This window comes from Streptomyces sp. NPDC092370 (genome assembly GCF_044755265.1).
In the GTDB taxonomy this organism is placed as follows: domain Bacteria; phylum Actinomycetota; class Actinomycetes; order Streptomycetales; family Streptomycetaceae; genus Streptomyces.
Genome location: NZ_JBIVQO010000021.1, coordinates 63353 through 81207, shown reverse-complemented (window position 1 = coordinate 81207; position 17855 = coordinate 63353). Strand labels below are relative to the sequence as shown.

The window sequence follows — 17855 nt, the reverse complement described above, 5'->3', positions numbered from 1 at the left end:
GCCGCCGTGGGATGCACCGCGGCAGGAAGGACGGCGAACGCCAACATGAGGATCAGCACCCAGGTCGCCCGGGCGAGTCTCGTACCGGTAGCGGGTGATCTCACTGCGGTCGGGGGAGCCATTGGCCTGTGGACGTCGGTACTGGACATGGTGTGGTCCTTCCTGGTGCTGCGGCTCGGGGACTGAGTAGCCGGTCAGATGCGGGGAGAGGGACGTTGCCGCGCTCGGGGCGTGGTCAGCGCGAACCGTGCGATGCGGACGGAGCCGCCGAGTGTCTGCGTGGCGTAGTTGGAAAGGGCGAAGCGACAGCCCATGAAGAACTGCCAGGTGTCGCCCATGGTGAACGCGGGCCCCAGGCGGGTGAAGTTGGTGCCGTCGGTGCTGTGGAGAAGGTTCCCGGACGGGAGGCGCCGGGGCGGATGTCGGCGGCCGCGCGCAGCCAGATGCGACCGCCCGTGACGTTGGCGCTCGCGACTTCGGTGCCGGTGCCGGTGGCGTCCCAATTGCTGTCCAGGGTCAAGCCGTTGACCATCACTACCGTGTCGTGCCGCCGTCTCGTTCGATGCCGATCCACGCGGAAAGATCGCGCAGCAGGGCGAGTCCGGCCCGGTCGCCGTCGCGCATCGTCGCGTAGTCCAGCTGGACGGTCGCGGTGGAGGTGGGTCCCTGAAGCCGGTCGGTGAGGGTCTTGCGGGCGCGGTACAGGTCGTTGGCGACCGCCGCGGTGCGCAGGGTCAGGCCGTTGTTGACGGAGCACTGGCCGTTGTCCGAATTGTGGTTCCATTCCCGCTTCGGTTTCACGGTCGTTCCGTCGAAGGTGCCGACGCCGGTCAGTGGGGTGACCTGGCGGGGTGGGGGCGGCAGGACGGGGCTGGGATACGGCGTGTTCCGGGCACCGCCTACGAGTTGGATGACGGGTCGGCCGCGCCAGGCCTGACAGGAGGAGCACGGCCGCGCGGCACAGGCGCGGGCGTGGGCATTGTGCGGGTGACGTCACACGAAGCTCCAGGAGGCGATCGGGGCTTGCCGCACTAATGCCAGGTGCACCCTTCCAAGTCCGGCATACGGCGTGTGGGGGAGAGTCTTACCGGGACGGATGCGGGTGCTGTCATGCCCGGCATGTACACCATGCGCAAGCCGCTTCGGCCGGGTCATGTTCGACACTGCGAACGTAAACCGACCATTCGAACGTCATGGATCCTAGGAGTTGAGAGCGGACAGCACAAGATTCCTAGAAGCCGCATCTCAACCGAACGTGATCGCTCAGTTCTTCTGGTGAGGAATGGTTTCGCCCGGGGTGAGGGAGACATGCGGCGTCTTGTTTCCGCTTCGTGGTTGAGGGGTGCACGCTGGCGTCGGTGCTGGGAATGCTGGAGGGGCGAGAGGCAGCGGCCCGGGGTTCGGATGGAAGGGCTGCGGGAGGAAGTCGCCCGGATGGCTGGGAATTGGAGGCCACCGAGATCGAGCTGGACCGGCGAGTGACCGCGCGGGAAGAGCTGGTCGAAGAGGTGTGGCGAAAGTCGACGGTGTGACATTCCGCTGAGTGCCGTTACCGAGCCGTGATCGCCAGGCAGGTGCGGCTGTCCTCTGACCCCGAACCTGGATTGGTCGCCACCGAAGTTGGACCGCCACTCGGTGCGTGACAGCGAAGTTGGACCGGGAGCTGAGAGGCCACAGCGGTGGCGTCACTGTCGGCACCTTGCCTGACCTGAGCGATGCCTACTAGGTCGAGGAGGGTACTGGGGAAATCCATGCTTGACCTCAACCCAGGTTGAGGGGCGAGTGTCGAGTCATGACTACTCACGACTCGACGAGTCTCCTCTTCCGGAACACCATGCGCATCACCGAAGGTCACCTGGAGGGCTTCCGCGACGCCGTCACCAGGGCAGTTGCGTTCGCAGAGCAGCACGGTCCTCAGCTGATGGTGGAGACCTTCGTGGACGAGGAGCGGATGGTCGCCCACAGCTTCCAGCTCTATCAGGACTCCGACGCGGTCCGCCTCCACTGGAAGCTGGCGGATCCGTACATCCAAGAGGTGATGAAGCACTGCCAGGTGGAGCGCTTCGAGGTGTTTGGTGCGCCGGACGCTGATGTGGTGGCGGGCGTGCGTTCGGCTCTCAGCGAGCAGTGCGCGCGGACGTTCAGCCCGCGCATCGCCGGCTTCGTCCGCTTCGCCACCGGGCACCGCGCATAGCCTCCGGCTCCTCATCGCCCGGCACCAGCGGTCCAACTCCGATAGCAAACGATCCAGCATCAATGTCAGAGGACAGCGGCGGCGCAGAGTTCGGAGACGATCGTGAACGAGATCGTCACCAACGGCACCGCCATGGCCGGCGGCATCACCGCGTGCGGGGTCTGGCCGTGCGCCATGCCGTGGCGGATCTGCCGGCCATAGTCGAGGTACTCCGCCTGCCGTGCCGTCAGGATCCCGTCGCGGCGCCCTGCTTCATGAACTGGTGCAGCGGCTTCTTGCCCGCGTCCGGGTCGCGCAGCACGATCTCCACCGCGATCAGGGAGTGCATGACCGCCACGGTGGAGAACTCGTAGCAGTAGTACGACTGGCGCAGCAGCTCGCGGGCCGTTCGCTGATGGCTTCGTTCATGAGAGCGGACAGCAGATGTTCACGACTTCGGGAGGCACCGCTGTCCGGCCCCGTTCGACTGCGGCAGCAGTACTCGCGCTTCAACCTCCGCGAACCATTGCAGCCCTTCCGGCCATCGAACAAGGTTGCGGGAGCTGGGTGCGATCCTGCATGCATGAACCATCTCGGCGACGCGCACCTGCGCACCTGGACGCTGCGCTTTATGGCCCTTCTCGCAGCCGACACCCGTGATCAGCTTGCCTGGTTGGGCGGGCGCGAGCTGGAGACGAAGGACGTCGTTGAAGAGGTGGAGCTCCTCTGCCGCGTCTGCGAAGGACTCGCGGACCGCGGGGCCTTCGAGCCCGAGGATCTGCGCCGTCTTCGGGCCATCGGCCGTCGCCTCGGCGAAATCGATGCCGCCTGCCGCGTCGGCCTCTGGGCCCACGCCCTGGCCACAGATCCGGCGTGGGACGACATCCGTGCTCTCGCCCGACACTTTCTCCTCACGGCGCTGGGCGACTGGCGTCAGCCACTGCCACGCCCCGTGTGCCCGTAAGCGGGCGACCACTGAGCACGTCCAGGCCGCCTGTGCGGCGCTGAAGCAGCTGGCGCCGCACACACGAAAACGCAGGGAACATCGTGGCGACGTTCGGATGGGTGCCGGCGGGTAGGCCGCCGCACGGCGCCTGCCAGACCTCGGCAGCCGCCTCTCGGGCCGAAGCTCAAGTAGGTTCGAATTCTCGGTGGGCTGTCGTGCCTCCCGAAGTCGTGAACATCTGCTGTCCGTTCTCATGAACGAAGCCACCCGGGCCTGGTCGTCTTCGGCAACTCCGACCGCCCATCAGGTGCACGTGGCGGTCAATGAAGCCCGGCAGCACGACGGCACCACAAGGACCCCGGGTCCGCCGCGCCGACAGCCCCGCCACATCCTCGTGCAGGCCGACGATGCTGGTTATGCCGGATGCCGAGTTCACTGACCGTCTGCGGCATCTTCTCCGCGAACGCCATTCGGTCGAGCCTGGCCGGGTCCAGGTGATGTGCGGGCGTTGGCCATCCTCATAGTGAGTGAGGGCAGCTTCCTGCGGTTTTTTCGGCGGACATCTGTTACCCCGAACACCGATATGATTAGGTATGGCTACCCTAATGGAGGTGATGGTGGACGAAAGGGAAGACTCTGCTCGCCAGTTGGCGGACTGGGCCGACGGCATGCTGGACCAACTCGGCGCGCAAGAAGAGCTCGACGGCGACCTCCTCGCAGCCATGGGGCGAAGTCCGAGTCTCAGCGAGGAGACACTGGCCCGCATGGCCGAGGCCGTGCGGGCGGCGGCACTCGGCCTCGGCCCGGACGGCTGCGCCCTGGCAGCGGGGATTCCAGAACGGCTACTGCAGCATTGGCAGTTGCGGAACCCCTCGTTCGCGGCGGCCATGGCGTGCGCGAGCACCCTGGCCCAGTCGCAGATCCCTGACGGCACCGACAAGCCGTCCCACCCGTCCCCCGCGGCCTTGCGCGTCATACTCAAGGCGATTCGCGCGGGCGCCAGGCACACGGTCGCCGCCGCAGTTGCCGGCGTTCCCCTGAAAACCCTCAACGGGCTGCGCAGAAAACGCCCGGAGGTGGACGCGTTGATCCTCGCGGCGCGACGCGCCCGGCCGAAGCGGGCAGACCGGCGCGGCGTTTCGGCGTACGAGCACGGCTACCGGCTCGTCCGTGTCGACGACACCTTTTCGCAGACTCCTTCCCACCTTCAATCGGACACTCCGTCAAGCCCTTAAGAGGGTGACCGGACAGGGGGAGTTGTCCCTACCTGAGTGTGCGCGCATGGTGTCTGGGTGCTGTGAAAATCCCGCTCCAGAGGAATGCGTGAGAAAGGCGGAACTGCCGGGACGTAACGCCCTGCGGCGCGCGCTCGGAGAGCAGCCCCGCGACGTCGCGCTCGGCGCGGCGCGGCGCCGGAGACCGGTCATCGGGCGGGCGAGGCGCTGGTGCCGGTGTTCATCAGCGTGGCCGGCGACCGAGAGATCGGCGTGAACCCCGGACCCGATCCCACCGCGTCGGCCCGCCGGCCACCCTGCTGTGACGGCGCGTCCTGCACGCCCACGACACCCGTGCCGAACTCGGCCACTTCACCCTGCTCGGCCTGGTGACCGTTCCGGCTGCCGCACGTCCACGACGACACGTTGGCAGGTGCAGCGCAAGCGCCGGCTCGTGTCCCCGGCCGCGCCGCCCAGAGCGCGGACCTTCTGATCTGCGCCCGCACCAGCGCGCCCACCCGCCCAGGACCGAACCCACGACCCGCTCACGCCGCACGGAAACCCTGGATGTCATCAACAGCCGCCCCCACCAAGCGCGGACAGCTCCACTACTCAGTCCCCGAACTCCTGCAGCTGCAACGGCGTATCAGAACGCCGACAACGACATCCTCACTGCGACATCGTTGCCCGCGCCCTCGCTACCTGGCTCCGCCCTAAAAGGGGCTATCCTTCCATCCGACCTCACTCTGCCCAAGGCACGAGCCTCATGACAGGGCCATCCGACCAGCCGCACTCGGCACTCAGCCTCGCACCCTCCTGTGCCCGCCTGGGTGCCCGAACCCTGTCGTTCGCCCCAGGACACGGCCTGAGGGACGAAGAAGGAGTTGCCGGCGCCCTGGGAGCGGTGCCGCTCGACCTCGATCTGCCCACCCCCTCCCTTGCGACGTTACGGCCTTGCGCGAAGGCCAATCGTGCAGCGCCTGACGCGCACAGATGCGGGATGCCCACGCTTCCCCTATGTCGTGACAGCCGTACTCCGGTCTTCCTCATCCTTACCGGAGGTCCCCACATCGGAGACCGGAAGATCGCCCCGGCGTGAAAGCCCGGCGCAGCGTTGCTCCAGCGGTACGAGACCGTCCGCGCACACGGCAGCCCGCCGCCCACGCTCGATCAGGAGCAGCGCCAGAGAGGCACCGTCGCCACCCAGAGCGTCGCCGTAGCTCCTCAGCACCTCGTTCTCCCGGGCAAGTTCGATGACCGGGCCTCCCGCGGCGCGCCGCACCGCCACCAACTGGGCGCAGACCTCGGTACGCCGGCGGACGAGGTCGATGATCGCCTCGTCCAGTTCCGCGACACGGCGGTGGCCGTCCTCGACGAATCCGTCCGTGGTCGTGGGCATGCCGGCCGCCTTTCGTACGCGTCCCGGTGGGGAGGAATCACCGATCCCGCACGCCGACGCGGCGCACCATAGCGGCGGGTGGCAGTGGCCTTGTGGGCCATCAACGCGCACAGGATAGCGCGACGTTGCGACATTAGGTAAGGCTTGCTTTACTAGGCCGCCGTTCATCATGGCCGTCCGAGAAACCATCCAAGGCTGTCTCGGGACAGAGGTTTCGGCCATCCCCGCAACCGACTCACCACGCCAGGCGGCCGACTCCCGCCACCACGACGACCAGGAACGCACACCATGCGCACTGCCAGACCCCGGCACTACCTCATGTGCAGACCCACGTATTTCGATGTGGTCTACTCCATCAACCCGTGGATGGACCCGCGGAAACCCGTCGACACCGCCCTGGCCATCGCGCAGTGGGAGCGGCTGCGTCAGGTCTACCTGGACCTGGGGCACACGGTCGAGTTGATCGATCCCGTACCGGGCCTTCCCGACATGGTCTTCGCCGCCAACGGGGCCACGGTCGTGGACGGCCGCGCCCTGGTGGCACGCTTCCGTGACGCCGAACGCGTCGACGAGGCGCCGGCGTACCGGGACTGGCTGCTCGGCCACGGATTCACCGACCTGCGCATGGCAGAGCTGATCAACGAAGGCGAGGGTGACTACCTCCTGGTGGGCGACCTGCTGCTCGCGGGGACGGGCTTCCGCAGCGACCCGCGCTCGCAGGGCGAGGCCCAGGAGTTCTTCGGACGTCCGGTGATCAGCCTGACACTGGTCGATCCGAACTACTACCACCTGGACACGGCGCTGACGGTCCTCGACGAGGAGACCATCGCCTACTATCCGCCCGCCTTCTCGCCCGGCAGCCGGGCCGTCCTGGAGGGGCTGTTCCCGGACGCCGTGATCGCCGGTGACGCCGACGCCGCGGTGTTCGGCCTCAACGCCACCTCCGACGGCCTCAACGTCGTCCTGCCGCACAACGCGACCGGCGTGACCAAACAGCTACGCGACCGAGGATTCCGCCCGACCGGGGTGGACTTGTCGGAACTCCTCAAGGCGGGCGGCAGCGTGAAGTGCTGCACGCTGGAGCTGCGTTCGGCCCGATCGCAACCCTACGAGGTGAGTAAGCCGCGCGGATCGGGTGATCCGCGCGGCTTGTGTCCTCCTCAAAAAGGCGCGCCACCTACAGGCGGCCGACCGCGGTGAGCGACGCGAGCGACGCCTGACGCGTATGGACCACCGGGGGCGCCGGGTACAGCAACGCGACGGCGGCGCTGTGAGTCGGCGGCACGGGCACCGGAGACAGTGACCAGCTGCCTAGATCCGGAGACTCCTCATCGCCGTGACGGGGGCCCAGGCCGACGTCCACCGTTGCCGGGTCGACGCCCAGGCCGGTTCCGATGCCCTTGAGGTACGCCTCCTTGCGGACCCAGCAGTCCAGGAACGCCTCCGCCTGCCGCTCTTCCGGTAGCCGTTCCAGGGCGGTCCGCTCGGCCGGATGCAGGTGCGGCACCAGACTCGTATCCGGCACGGAGGCGGAAGCCTCCACGTCGACGCCCACGGGGGACGAGGCGAGGGCGCACAGGGCCATGCCGCGGGCGTGCGAGAGGGAGAAGTGGAGGGGCGGGTCGGCAGTCGTCTCCGGTCGCCCGTGCGGGTCGCCGCACAATGGGCAGGCGGCCCGGCGCAGTTCCACCTCGCCGGGCGGCAGGGCCAGCAGGGCGCCGAGGAGGCCCCGCAGGCCCACATGGGCGACCAGGTACAGGTCCCGGTCGGCGGGGCGACGGAACGCGGCGGCACGCCGCCGCTCCTCCGTGCTGAGGACGCCTGCCATCCGTGTCGCCGCCTCCACCTCGCCGGTGGTGGCGTGGAGGCACCAGACCTCGGCGGCGCCGATGGGCGGACGCCCCGGTCCCGCAGGAAATGTCAAGTGATCGTCGTGGTCCACCTGTTGGTCCTTGCGCAGGGCGCCGGGCCGACCGCCGCACGGGTGCGCGGCGGCCGGCCCTGCGCCGTCCGTCCTGGTCGAGCTCAGCGGGCCAGCGCTGAAACGGACTGCTCGGCCGGGGCGGAGATCGCGGAGCGCTGCCCGGTCTCGGCGACGGTGGCCGGGACCAGGAATCGGGAGACGCTGCGGAGCTTCTCGCGGGTCTCCTCCAGCTCGCGCTCGGGCCGGGAGTGGGCGACGATGCCGGCGCCGGCCCGCAGCCAGGTGCGGCCCTCATGACGGTAGACACTGCGCAGGACCAGGGCGGCGTCGACGGTACCGTCCGCGTCGACCGTCAGCACGGCGCCGCTGTAGAGGCCGCGAGGCCCATTCTCGGTGCGACGGATGAGGTCGCAGCCCTCGGCCTTCGGTATGCCGGAGGCGGTGACCGCGGGGAAGAGCGCGCCGACGGCCTCCCAGGCCGTCCTACCCGGCGCCAGGGAGCCGGAGAGCTGGGACGCGAGGTGCTGGACGCTGCCCCGCTCCTTGATCGACATGAAGTCGTCGACCGTCACGGAGTCCCGGGTGCAGACCCGCTCGAGCTCCTCGGCGACGAGCCGTACGGACACAGCGTGTTCGAAGACCTCCTTCTCGTCGCGGTAGAGCTCGGCGCGGCGGCCGCGGTCCCCGTCGGGGTCGCCCTCCAGGGCGCGGGTGCCGGCCAGCGGCTGGGCGGTGACGAGGTGGTCGTGACCGCTGACCCGGGCGACGATCTCGGGGCTGAAGCCGGCCGTCTCCCAGCCGCCGAGGCGCAGCAGGAAGGACCGGGCGGGGTCGTTGCCGCGGCGGCCCTCCAGGTAGGTGGCGGGCATGTCGATGGGCACCATGACGGGAACGGCGCGGGACAGGATCACCTTGGTGAGGTGGCCGGCGCGAATTTCGTCCACGGCCGCTGCTACGGAGGCACGGTAGGCGTCCGCATCGTGCGACTCGACGTCGGCGGCCACCCGCTCGGTGCTGCCGACCGCGCCGCCGAGGGCGGCCGCGGAGCGTACGCGCTGCTCCAGCGCGTCGAGGTCGTCGGGGTCGAGCGTGCGCAGCAGGGCGCCGCCCTCCTCCAGTCTGACCTCGCGCGCGGGGACGGCGAGGTGGGCGAGGGGTGCGTCACCCGGCGTGGCGGGCAGACCGTGCAGGGGGTAGCTGAGCTCGAAGGCCGCCCATCCGTAGGCGCGCCAGCCCTGGACGCGTACGGCGGCCAGCGCCTTGTCGAGGGCCTGAAGCACGCCCTCGTCGGCGGGGAAGACGACGGGCTCGTCGCCCGCGACGGCGAGCGTGGTCCGGTCGGCGTGGACCACGATCCTTCCGTGCTCGCCTTCCGCCCAGCCGACAGCACCCCGGTTCTCGTAGAGCACGTAGGCGTCGGCCGAGGTCTCCGACAGCGCCGCGGCGGTGCTCAGCGCGTCGCCGGTCAGGGGTATCCGGCGCTCGTGGTAGGCAGGGGCCAGGGTCACGTCTTCTCTCTCTCTTTCCCGGACTCTTTCCCAAGGTCGGCTCGTCCGGCTTGTCCGGCGTGGCGGATGGTCCCGTGGGGGGTGGGGCAGGTCGGCGAACCGGGGGTCCGGGTGGGGGTCGCTTCGGCCTCGCGCAGTGTGCGCAATACGTGGTCGATGACGGCGGGCCGCTCGGACAGCAGATAGAAGTGCCCGCCGGGCAGGACGTGGACGCCATCAAGCCGGGTGGCGACCTCCTCCCAGCGTGGTGCGTCCCACGCGGGTACGGATGCGTCCTCGTCGCCGAGCAGGACCCGCAGCGGCGTGTCGATCCGCGGGTGGAACTCGGGCGTGTACCGGCCGATCACCTGGAAGTCGGCCCGGCACGGCGGCAGTATCAGCTCCCGTGCTTCCGGGTCGTCGAGCAGTTCGTCGGGCGTGCCGCCAAGGCGGCGCAGGTACCCGACGATCGCGTCGTCGTCGTAACCGGCCACCGGCGAAGGGGCCTCCAGCAGACGCCGCGGGCTGGGCCGGCCGGAGACGACCAGCCCGGCCGGGCGTCGTCCGCCGGACGCCTCCAGACGGCGTGTCACCTCGAAGGCCACTGAGGCGCCCATGCTATGTCCGAAGAGGACTGTGGGGCGGTCCAGCCACGGCACGAGCGCGGCGGTGACGGCGTCCGCGAGAACGTCCATGCGGGTCAGGGTCGGTTCGGCGGCGCGGCGTTCACGGCCGGGCAGCACTGTCGACAGGACCTCGATGTCGTCGGGCACGGCCCGGGCCCAGTCACGGTAGAAGGCGGGGGCGCCGCCAGCCGGTCCGAAGCACACGATCCGCGCGGCGGCGTCCGGCCGGGGCGCGTACCGGCGGAACCAGGCGTCGGGCGCGCCGTGGCCGCGGAGTTGCTCAGCCATCGGCGGGCTCCGGCTGCTCGGTGCCGTCGCCGAGCCGGGCCTCGATCTCCTCCTCGGACAGGGAGTCGATCTCCAGGAAGACCTCGGCGACGAGTTCGAGCCGGTCGTCGGCGTCCCGTTCCGTCAGGGTCCGGGCGAGCTGCGCCACGGTGAGGGCGGACAGGACGTCGTGGACGGAGACGTCGTCGGTGTCGAGGGCCTCCCGCAGCTGTGCGGTGATCCGGGTGGCGAGGATGGAGTCGCCGCCGAGCTGGAAGTAGTCGTCGTGGCGTCCCACGCGTTCCGCGCCGAGGACGCGGGCCCAGACGCGGGCGACGACTTCTTCCAGGGCGGTCGTGGTCGCCTCGTGCTCGCCCTCCTTCGCCTGAGCGGAGAGGAGTTCGCGCAGCGCGCGCCGGTCGACCTTGCCGTTGACGGTCAGCGGCATCTCGGGCAGGACGGCGATGGTGTCCGGCAGCATGTGGGCCGGCACGCGCTCGGCGGCGCCGGCCCTGATCTCCTCCTCGGTGGGTCGGGCGCCGTCGCCGGTGGCGACGACAGCGCACAGCCGCGGGGTGGGTCCGGTGCGCAGCACGAGAGCGGTGGCCTGGCGGACGGCCGGGTGCCGGCCGAGCGCGGCCTCCACCTCGCCGAGTTCGATGCGGAACCCGCGGATCTTCACCTGGTCGTCGGCCCGGCCGAGGAACTCCAGGGTGCTGTCGGGCCAGTAGCGGGCGCGGTCACCGGTGCGGTACCAGCGCACGCCGTCGATCTGGACGAAGCGGTCGGCGGTCCGCTCGGGGTCGCCCCGGTAGCCGTCCGCGACTCCGGCGCCTCCGATCCACAGCTCGCCCGCCACCCAGTCCGGGCAGTCACGGCCCTGCGGGTCGACGACGCGGCAGCGGACGTTGCGCAGCGGTGTGCCGTACGGCACGCTCGTCCACCGGGCGGGCACCCGGCCGCCCACGACCTCCTGGATCGTGGAGTGGATGGCGGTCTCGGTGGTGCCGCCGAGACCGAGGAAGCGGCAGCCGGGGACCTGTGCGTGCAGCCGGACCGGGAGGTCGACGCCCACCCAGTCGCCGCCGAGAAGCACCACGCGCAGGCTGTCGCCCATCGGATCGCCCTCGGCCGCGGTGAGCAGCATGTCGAGCAGGCCGGGCACGCAGTTGAGGACGGTGACGGCGTGCCGCCGGACCAGTCCGGTCCAGGCGGAGGCGTCCTTGCGGGTGCGCTCGTCGACCGTGACGACGGCTCCGCCGGCCGACAGGGGGGCGAAGATGTCGAAGACGGACAGATCGAAGTCGAGGGCAGACAGGGCCAGGGTGCGGTCGGCCGGCCCTATGCCGAGGCGTTCGACGAGGTCGTCGACGGTGTTGGCGGCGGCGCGGTGGGAGACCTCGACACCCTTGGGTTCGCCGGTAGAGCCGGAAGTGAACAGGACGTAGGCCACGGCGGCGGGGTCGGCGAACACCGGTTCGGGCAGGGGCCGGGGCCAGGCGGCCGCCTCGTCGAGCGGGAGGGCTCCGCTGTCGTCCGCGCTGCCGGGGGGGCCGAGGACCACGGTCACCCCGGCGCGGGTGCGGATGGACTCGGCACGTGCGGCGGGCTGTTCGACGCCGATCGGCACGTAGTGCGCGCCGGCGGCGTGGACGCCGAGGACGGCCACGAGCTGGTCGGGGCCCTTGGGCAGGCGGATCGCCACGGCATCGCCCGGCTGGACGCCCCGTTCGTGCAGGGCTCCGGCCACGCGCAGGGCCTTGTCCGCCAGTTGACCGTAGGTGAGGACGGCCGTGTCGGCGGCGAGGACGGCGGGCGCGTCGGGGGTGGTGGCGGCGCGGGCGAAGAACGCGTGGTGGAGCGGCTGCTCGGGCAGCGGCCCGTCGGTGCGGTTGGCGTCCGCACGGACGGCGAGCTGCTCCTCGGTGGCGAGTGGTCCCACGGGGACGTCCCAGGCGCGGCCGTCGGCGACCTTGCCGATCAGGTCGGTGAAGGCGGCGAACATGGCGGACGGGACGCCGTCGGGGAACGCGTCGGCGCGCACGTCCCAGTTGACGAGGAGGCCGTCATGCAGCTCGGTGATCTGGGCGTCGAGGAGCACCTGGGGGCCCTGGGAGACAATCCACACGGGCTCGCCGAGGCAGCTCTCCACGTCCTGGCCGAACAGTTCACCTAGGTCGAGGGCGCTGGTGAAGACGACGGGCGCGAGGACCTGAGAGCCCTGGTCGCGAGAGAGGTCGCGCAGGACCTCGACGCCCGAGTACGAGGAGTGGACGGCGGCCCGGTGCATCCGGTCCTGCGCGTCCCTGGCCCGCTCGGCGAAGGTGCGGGTCTCGGTGAGGTCGACGTCCAGCATCACGGAGCCGGTGAAGTCGCCGACGAGACGGTCCACATCGGGGTGGAGCGGCCGACGGTCGAACATCGGGACGTTGAGCAGAAAGCGCGGCTCGCCGCTCCAGGCACCGAGGACCTCGGCGAAGGCGGTGGCGGCGGCGACCGCGGGGGTGACGGCGTGGCGTCGGGCCTGCTCGGTGAGGCGGGCACGCTGCTCGGGGCTGAGCCAGTGGTGCAGCCGGGTCACGCGGTTGGGGGTGCCGCGCTCGGCCTCGGGCCGGGTGGGCAGGACGGGGGCGCCGGGCAGTTCACCGAGGCGGTCGCGCCACCAGCGCACGTCCTGTTCGCGCGGGGGCTGTGCGCGTCGTTCGGCCAGGTACTGGGAGTAGCTGTAACCGAGGGGTGGCAGGGGCCGTTCGGGGTGGTCGTAGAGGTGGACGAGGTCGGCCAGCATCACGCGGTAGCTGCGGGCGTCGGCGGCGATCATGTCGACGTCCACGTGGACGCGGGTGCGGCCTTCGGGCAGCAGGGTCACGCGGACGTCGAAGACCTGTCCGGCCTCGACGTCGAGGAGCTGGTGGGAGAGCTGGTCCCGCAGGCGGGCGGTCTGTTCCTCGATCTCGTGCGCGGAGGCGTCGCGCAGGTCGAGGACGGGCAGTTCGGTGCCGCCGGTCCACGGTCCGATCACCTGTCGGCCGTCGTCGAGGACACGGGCGCGCAGCATGGGGTGACGCTCCGCCAGGGCGGCGACGGCGACACCGAGGCGGGAAGGGTCAACGCCGGAGCCGTCGAACTCGGTGTAGAGGTGGGCCGCCACCGCGCCGAGGGCATGGGAGCCGCCCCGGCCGACCCAGTAGGCGTGCTGCATCAGGGCCAGAGGGAACGGTTCTTCACCCTGGTCGGCCGCAGGAACCTCAGCCACTCCGGACACCGTCGGCTGGGCGATCTGTGCGCTCTCAGGCGCGGGCGTCGCCTCGGCGGACGGCTCGGGCGCCGCTTCGGCGAGCAGGCCACCCCAGCCCGCCAGGGTGGGACGGCGCGCCAGGTCGGCGAAGCCCACGTCCAGCCCGGTGCGTCGGCATCGGTCCGCGATCCTCATCAGCTTGAGCGAGTCCAGGCCGAGTTCGATGAGGTTGTCGTGGTCACCGGGAGGCGCGGCGCCGGGGCCGAGGAGGTCGGTGACCACCCGCCGGAGGTCGTCGATCGACAGCATGAAGCGGCTTCTTCCTAGGACATCGTGTCGTGATGAGAGTCGCGTTCCGGCCAGGGCAAGGCCACTCGGACCGTTCGAGCAGGTTGGTGAAGCCTTCTCAAGTCACCCTTGGGCAGGAGAAATGGCCATTCCCGGCTCCTTCGCGACAGGAGATGTGCGATGACGGGACTTAGGTTAACCTAACCACACCTGTTTGTGGATGCCCGAAAGCAGCACAGGCGGCCACCACCCATGACGAGCGGATACCAGCGAGGAGCGCCAGCCGCCCTCCGGCCCACGAGAGTCGAGCCGAACGTGACCGAAAACGCCACCGTGCCTCCCACGCCCTTGTCCTCGGGGCTGACCCCGTGGCCCGCCAAGACCGCGGCCCGTTACGTCGCGGCCGGTCACTGGGACGGCCGGACCCTGGGAACCCTGCTGCGCGATTGGACGGCTGAATTCGGTGATCGCACCGCGATCGTCGCAGAAAAGGACAGACTGACATACCGTCAGCTGGACGAACGCGCGGATCGGATGGCCGCGGGCCTCGCGAATCTCGGCATACGCGCCGGTGACCGGATCCTGGTTCAGTTGCCCAACAACGGCGCGTTCCCCGTCCTGTTCTTCGCGCTGGCCCGGCTCGGGGCGATTCCCGCCCTCACCCTGCCCGCGCACCGCATCACCGAGATCGGCCACCTGGCCCGGCTGTCGGGAGCCGTGGCGTACGTCATCGCCGACGAGTACGCCGGATTCGACTACCGGGAGCTGGCCGCCGCCGTGCAGGCTCAGGCGCCTGACCTGCGGCATGTGCTCGTCGCGGGCGACCCCGGCCCGTACACGGCGCTCGCCAAGGCGGACGCGGACCCCAGGGACTTCCCCGACCCGGATCCGGCCGACGTCGCGTTGTTGCTGGTGTCCGGCGGCACCACCGGCGTCCCCAAGCTGATCCCCCGCACCCACAACGACTACGGCTTCAACGCGCGTGCCAGCGCGCAGGCGTGCCAGCTGTCGGACGAGGCGGTGTACCTCGCCTGCCTGCCCATCGCCCACAACTTCCCGCTGGCCTGCCCCGGCATGCTCGGTACGCTGTCGGTGGGCGGCCGCGTGGTGCTGTCCCCATCCCCCGCACCCGGTGACGCCTTCCCGCTGATCGAGGCCGAACGGGTCACGCACACCGCTCTGGTGCCGCCGCTGATCCCGCTGTGGATCGACGCGGCGGAGTGGGACCCCGCGGACATCTCCAGCCTGCGTGTGCTCCAGGCCGGCGGGTCGAAGCTCTCCGCCGACCTGGCCCGTACCATCCCGGACACTCTCGGCTGCTCGGTGCAGCAGGTGTTCGGCATGGCCGAGGGCCTGCTCAGCTACACCCGCTCCGACGACGATCCGGAGACGGTGGCCCTCACTCAGGGCCGGCCGCTGAGCGCGGACGACGAGCTGCGCATCGTGGACGCGGACGGCCGGCCCGTCGCGCCCGGTGAGGCCGGCGAGCTGCTGGTGCGCGGCCCCTACACGCTGCGCGGCTACTACCGCGCCCCCGAGGTCAACGCCACCGCGTTCACGCCCGACGGCTACTACTGCTCCGGGGACCTGGTCCGCCAACTGCCCTCCGGCCACCTGATCGTGGAGGGCCGGGTCAAGGACACCATCGACCGCAACGGCGAAAGCGTCTCCGCCGAGGAGGTCGAGAGCCATGTGAGCGCGCATCCGCGAGTACGGCGCTGCGCCGCCGTCGGCGTGCCGGACCCCGCCGGGGAGGGGGAGCGGATCTGCGCGGTGGTCGTCCCGGACGGCCCCTCCGCGCCCACGGTCCAGGAGCTGCGGGCGTTCCTGCTGGAGCGTGGGGTCGCCGCGTTCAAACTGCCCGACCGAGTGGAGACGGTGACGGACCTTCCGCTGACGGCCATCGGGAAGATCGACAAGCGAGCTCTCCGTCGGATGCTGGACGAGCGCGACCGCGCCTGAGACCACCACACTCCCCGCACGACCCACCACGAAAGGCGTCATCCCCATGACCAACCCCTTCGACGACGAGAACGGCACCTTCCTCGTGCTGGTCAACGACGAGGGCCAGTACTCGCTGTGGCCGTCCTTCCAGACCGTCCCGGAAGGCTGGCGGTCCGTCCTCGGCCCGGTCGGCCGCGCCGAGGCCGTCGCCCACATCGAGGCCGAGTGGACCGACCTGCGCCCGAAGAGCCTGATCGACGCTTCCACGGCCGGATAACCCCGACCGGACAACACGAGGAAAGGCCCCTGCCACACGGCAGGGGCCTTTGCGCAGGCATCAGACGACGTCGACGCGGGCCTTTTCGACGGCGGCGGCGAGGTCGTTCAGCACCTTGGTGAAGCGCTGGTACGTGAACGGCGTCTCCGTCTGCCAGTCGGTGACCTGGCCGGCCTTGACGGCGGGGCTGCCCTTCCACGTCGGGTAGGCGTCCATCTGCTTGTGGGTCAGCCCACCCTCCGGGCGGGAGTCCTCGAGGATCAGGTCGGCCTTGTAGCGGCCGGCCTCCTCCCAGCTGAGCGCCTCGAAGCCGGCGTCCGGCTTGGCGGGCTTGACGATGTCCAGGCCCAGCTGCTGGAAGTACTTCACATCGCCGTGGAAGGACGGGTCGGCGACGAAGAAGTTCTCCTTGGTGCCCGAGACCACCGCGACAGACAGGCCCTTCTTGGCCTTGGCCGCCTTGGTCACGGCGGCCGCGGCGGCCTCGAAGTCCGCCTTGGCCTTCTTGATCTCGGCGCTCTCCGGGTCGGCACCGAGCGCGGCGGCCAGCTCACCGAAGCGCTTGACGGCGTCCGGCACGGCCACGCCCATGAGCTGGATGACCGCGATCGGGGCGACCGCCTCGACCTTCTTGATGACCTCCTCCGGGATGTACCAGATCATCGGGCCGTAGGCGATGGTGACGATCAGGTCCGGCTTGAGGGAGATCAGCTTCTCCATCTGGAACTCGCCGAACGCGGTGCCGACCGAGGTGGTCTTCGACAGGTCGATGTTGCCGATCTGAGGGCTGGGGTCGCCGTCCGGGGTCTTCTGCGGGCCGAAGATGCCGACCGGCTGGATGCCGAAGTCCCACAGCGCGGCGGCCGGGTGGGACTGGGCGACGATCCGCTCGGGGCGCTTGGGCAGCTTGATCTTCTTACCGCGGTCGTCGGTGAAGGTCCACGGGCCCGAGGAGGCGGCGTCCTTCGCGGATCCGTCCTTCCCGGAGTCGTTGCCGCTGTCCGAGTCCCCACAGGCGGCCAGCAGGCCGGTGGCGGCCAGCGCGCCACCCAGGGCGAGGAAGCGGCGGCGGTCGAGGCGGGCGGCCTGAGCGGACTCTCCGGCGGGGGTATTGAAGACGGGCATGGCTGTCCTTCCGAGCGGCGGTTCGCCGCGGGTTGTGCTGGACGGGTGGTGCGGGGGGGGTGGGGTTCGCCGGCCGTGGCCGGCGAGTCAGTGGGCGGTGACGGCGGTGTCGGAGACGGAGGCTGCCTGTTTTCGCTCCACGCGGCCACCGTGGTGACGGCCGAAGGGGATGATGTGCGGGCCGCCACCGGCCGGGTCCTCGATGACGGTGCAACTCAGCCCGAAGACTTCGGCGATGAGCTCGCGGCTGATCACGTCGGCGGGAGCTCCCTCCGCGACGATCCGGCCGTCCTTCATGGCGATGACGTGATCGGCGTACCGGCACGCGTGGTTGAGGTCGTGCAGCACCAGGACGACGGTGCGTCCCTGCTCGCGGTTGAGGTCGACCACCAGGTCCAGGATCTCGATCTGGTGCGTGAGGTCGAGGTGGTTGGTGGGCTCGTCGAGGAGCAGGACAGGGGTGCCCTGGGCGAGCGCCATGGCGATCCAGGCGCGCTGGCGCTGACCGCCCGACAACTCGTCCACGCTGCGCTCGGCCTGCTCCAGCAGCCCGGTCGCCTCCAGGGCACCGTGGACGGCTTCCTCGTCCTCGGGCGACCACTGCCGCCACCACGACTGGTGCGGGCTGCGGCCGCGTTTGACGAGGTCGAGCACGGTGATGCCGTCCGGGGCGACCGGCGACTGGGGCAGCATGCCGAGCCTGCGCGCGACTTCCTTGCTCCGCAGCGTGTGGATGAGCGTGCCGTCCAGGTAGACGGCGCCCTGTTTCGGCGTCAGCAGCCGTGACAGGCCGCGCAGCAGCGTCGATTTGCCGCAGGCGTTCGACCCGACCACGGCGGTGACGCGGCCGGCCGGGATCGTGACGTCGAGGGCGTCCACCACGTGGCGGCCGTCGTACGCCAGGGTTAGGCCCTCGGCGGCGAGCCCCTGGGGTCGTTCTTCCACGG

General features: G+C 70.3%; 14 protein-coding genes and 1 pseudogene. 7 read left to right on the top strand and 8 right to left on the bottom strand.

Annotated features, from left to right (window positions below; all coding sequences use genetic code 11):
* Positions 1-186, top strand: a 186-nt coding sequence (locus ACIQHQ_RS36915; RefSeq protein ID WP_402621066.1) for a hypothetical protein, incomplete at its 5' end; no start/stop codon positions are given.
* A gap of 8 nt (positions 187-194) precedes the next feature.
* Here ACIQHQ_RS36915 and ACIQHQ_RS36910 read toward each other — a convergent pair.
* Positions 195-924 (bottom strand): annotated as a pseudogene (locus ACIQHQ_RS36910) (xylosidase); the annotation flags it as partial.
* Between the two features lie 868 nt (positions 925-1792).
* Between ACIQHQ_RS36910 and ACIQHQ_RS36905 the strand changes: the two are divergent.
* The 3 genes from ACIQHQ_RS36905 to ACIQHQ_RS36895 all read left to right on the top strand — a co-directional run bounded on the left by ACIQHQ_RS36905 (position 1793) and on the right by ACIQHQ_RS36895 (position 4354).
* Positions 1793-2194: a hypothetical protein gene (locus ACIQHQ_RS36905; RefSeq protein ID WP_402621063.1), complete on the top strand. Its 402-nt coding sequence runs from the start codon at positions 1793-1795 to the stop codon at positions 2192-2194.
* A 562-nt stretch (positions 2195-2756) separates the two neighbouring features.
* Positions 2757-3137 (top strand): hypothetical protein, encoded by a 381-nt coding sequence (locus tag ACIQHQ_RS36900; RefSeq protein WP_402621060.1) that lies wholly within the window; start codon positions 2757-2759, stop codon positions 3135-3137.
* Between the two features lie 593 nt (positions 3138-3730).
* On the top strand, positions 3731-4354 hold the full coding sequence (locus tag ACIQHQ_RS36895) for a hypothetical protein (RefSeq protein ID WP_402621058.1): 624 nt from the start codon (positions 3731-3733) through the stop codon (positions 4352-4354).
* A 994-nt stretch (positions 4355-5348) separates the two neighbouring features.
* Here ACIQHQ_RS36895 and ACIQHQ_RS36890 read toward each other — a convergent pair.
* A complete protein-coding gene (locus ACIQHQ_RS36890; RefSeq protein WP_402621056.1) occupies positions 5349-5732 on the bottom strand; it encodes a chorismate mutase in 384 nt (127 codons plus the stop codon).
* Positions 5733-6020: 288 nt separating this feature from the next.
* Here ACIQHQ_RS36890 and ddaH point away from each other — a divergent pair, with 288 nt between their 5' ends.
* Positions 6021-6932, top strand: a complete 912-nt coding sequence (gene ddaH / locus ACIQHQ_RS36885; RefSeq protein ID WP_402621053.1) for a dimethylargininase — start codon at positions 6021-6023, stop codon at positions 6930-6932.
* On the opposite strand, the gene ACIQHQ_RS36880 is transcribed toward ddaH, so the two are convergent.
* From ACIQHQ_RS36880 to ACIQHQ_RS36865, 4 genes are all read right to left on the bottom strand, one after another.
* Positions 6910-7656 (bottom strand): 4'-phosphopantetheinyl transferase family protein, encoded by a 747-nt coding sequence (locus tag ACIQHQ_RS36880; protein ID WP_402621050.1) that lies wholly within the window; start codon positions 7654-7656, stop codon positions 6910-6912. The genes ddaH and ACIQHQ_RS36880 overlap by 23 nt on opposite strands.
* A 101-nt stretch (positions 7657-7757) precedes the next feature.
* Positions 7758-9164, bottom strand: coding sequence for a salicylate synthase (locus ACIQHQ_RS36875; RefSeq protein WP_402621047.1), 1407 nt, complete (start codon positions 9162-9164; stop codon positions 7758-7760).
* Positions 9161-10057 (bottom strand): thioesterase II family protein, encoded by an 897-nt coding sequence (locus ACIQHQ_RS36870; protein ID WP_402621044.1) that lies wholly within the window; start codon positions 10055-10057, stop codon positions 9161-9163. Before ACIQHQ_RS36870 ends, ACIQHQ_RS36875 begins: the two co-directional genes overlap by 4 nt.
* A complete protein-coding gene (locus ACIQHQ_RS36865; RefSeq protein ID WP_402621042.1) occupies positions 10050-13583 on the bottom strand; it encodes an amino acid adenylation domain-containing protein in 3534 nt (1177 codons plus the stop codon). Before ACIQHQ_RS36865 ends, ACIQHQ_RS36870 begins: the two co-directional genes overlap by 8 nt.
* A gap of 294 nt (positions 13584-13877) precedes the next feature.
* Between ACIQHQ_RS36865 and ACIQHQ_RS36860 the strand changes: the two genes are divergently transcribed.
* Together ACIQHQ_RS36860 and ACIQHQ_RS36855 are read left to right on the top strand one after the other, a co-directional pair.
* Entirely contained in the window at positions 13878-15524 is a 1647-nt protein-coding gene (locus ACIQHQ_RS36860; RefSeq protein ID WP_402621039.1) for a (2,3-dihydroxybenzoyl)adenylate synthase, read from the top strand.
* Between the two features lie 46 nt (positions 15525-15570).
* Positions 15571-15783, top strand: coding sequence for an MbtH family protein (locus ACIQHQ_RS36855; protein WP_402621037.1), 213 nt, complete (start codon positions 15571-15573; stop codon positions 15781-15783).
* A 60-nt stretch (positions 15784-15843) separates the two neighbouring features.
* Here ACIQHQ_RS36855 and ACIQHQ_RS36850 read toward each other — a convergent pair whose 3' ends face one another.
* A complete protein-coding gene (locus ACIQHQ_RS36850) occupies positions 15844-16908 on the bottom strand; it encodes an ABC transporter substrate-binding protein (RefSeq protein WP_402621034.1) in 1065 nt (354 codons plus the stop codon).
* A gap of 87 nt (positions 16909-16995) precedes the next feature.
* A complete protein-coding gene (locus tag ACIQHQ_RS36845) occupies positions 16996-17853 on the bottom strand; it encodes an ABC transporter ATP-binding protein (protein WP_402621031.1) in 858 nt (285 codons plus the stop codon).
* Positions 17854-17855 lie beyond the last annotated feature (2 nt).

Coding starts and splice junctions, on each gene's coding strand:
- ACIQHQ_RS36870 (WP_402621044.1), bottom strand. CDS start 10,057: ATGGCTGAGCAACTCCGCGGCCACGGCGCGCCCGACGCCTGGTTCCGC.
- ACIQHQ_RS36855 (WP_402621037.1), top strand. CDS start 15,571: ATGACCAACCCCTTCGACGACGAGAACGGCACCTTCCTCGTGCTGGTC.
- ddaH (WP_402621053.1), top strand. CDS start 6,021: ATGCGCACTGCCAGACCCCGGCACTACCTCATGTGCAGACCCACGTAT.
- ACIQHQ_RS36850 (WP_402621034.1), bottom strand. CDS start 16,908: ATGCCCGTCTTCAATACCCCCGCCGGAGAGTCCGCTCAGGCCGCCCGC.
- ACIQHQ_RS36905 (WP_402621063.1), top strand. CDS start 1,793: ATGACTACTCACGACTCGACGAGTCTCCTCTTCCGGAACACCATGCGC.
- ACIQHQ_RS36865 (WP_402621042.1), bottom strand. CDS start 13,583: ATGCTGTCGATCGACGACCTCCGGCGGGTGGTCACCGACCTCCTCGGC.
- ACIQHQ_RS36900 (WP_402621060.1), top strand. CDS start 2,757: ATGAACCATCTCGGCGACGCGCACCTGCGCACCTGGACGCTGCGCTTT.
- ACIQHQ_RS36890 (WP_402621056.1), bottom strand. CDS start 5,732: ATGCCCACGACCACGGACGGATTCGTCGAGGACGGCCACCGCCGTGTC.